Source organism: Brevibacterium sp. HMSC22B09 (genome assembly GCF_001806795.1).
GTDB lineage: Bacteria > Actinomycetota > Actinomycetes > Actinomycetales > Brevibacteriaceae > Brevibacterium > Brevibacterium ravenspurgense.
In genome coordinates this window covers 1-1,094 of the sequence record NZ_KV786020.1, presented here as the reverse complement: position 1 = coordinate 1,094, position 1,094 = coordinate 1, and the positions used below count along the sequence as shown (strand labels likewise).

The window sequence follows — 1,094 nt, the reverse complement described above, 5'->3', positions numbered from 1 at the left end:
TGTACTGATCGGGGAGGTTAGTTAATCGTGTGATTGGTGGCTGGCCTCCGCATGCGGAATGGGGTCGGTGGTGATTATAGTCGTGGAGCCATTTGCCAAGTGCGTTGTTGCGTTCGTTTTCTGATTGGTAGCACCTGGCATATGCCCACCCATCTGTGAGCGTTCGGTGAAAGCGTTCGATCTTGCCGTTCGTCTGCGGTCGGTAGGGTCGTGTCCATTTCGGAGTGATGCCCAGCTCAGCACACGTTTGCTGCCACAGTGTTGATCGGTAACACGACCCGTTATCACTGATGACTCTCTTGACGTGAACATTGCGGTCTGCGAACCATGCAGTCGCCCGGCGCAACACCCCTGCTGCGGTGACGGCCTTTTCATCATCGTGGATCTCTGCGTACGCCACCCGGGAATGGTCATCGACCACGGTGTGGACAAAGCAGTATCCCAACGCGGAGTGTCTGGACCGATCCTGTGGCTTGCCTTCTGTCTTTGCCCGGTTGAGGAAACCCTGAGCCTTGCCGACAAACCGCCACCCACCACCATCGGGGATCTTGCCGAACTTCGTCACATCCACATGGAGTAAGTCCCCCGGCTGATCATGTTCATAACGACGCACGACCTCACCGGTGGCACGGTCAAGATACGACAGCCGGTTCAGCCGGCAGCGTGTAAGCACCTGATGCGCTGTTGACGGCGCCACACCGCACAGAACAGCCAACTGCGCAGGTCCGATGCGTTTACGCAACCGCAGCGACACGATGCGTTTGACCACCTTAGACGTGGTCTTATTCGGGCTTGTGCGGGGTCGGGAAGAACGATCCTGCATGCCTTCACCATTGCGATAGCGTTCAACCCACCGTTTGACCGTTGGCCACGAACACTGAAAACGAGCAGCTACTTCAGCAATCGGCACGCCGTGTTCAACAACGAGCTTGGCAACTTTCAAACGATGACGAGGAGTCAACGCTGCATTAGAGTGGACCATCAAGAAGACCTCTTGTGTCGAGTGAGCGGATTAGAGCACCTTCATTCCACACCAGAGGTCTTCCCTATGCCACCGCAACACACAAACTCAACCAACGTCCCCGGTTAGTACA

General features: G+C 56.1%; 1 protein-coding gene. It reads right to left on the bottom strand.

The genetic code is table 11. From position 1 onward, the window contains the following. On the bottom strand, positions 1–982 hold a 982-nt coding region (locus tag HMPREF3087_RS10400), incomplete at its 3' end, for an IS481 family transposase (protein WP_083272073.1). Between the last annotated feature and the right edge of the window lie 112 nt (positions 983–1,094).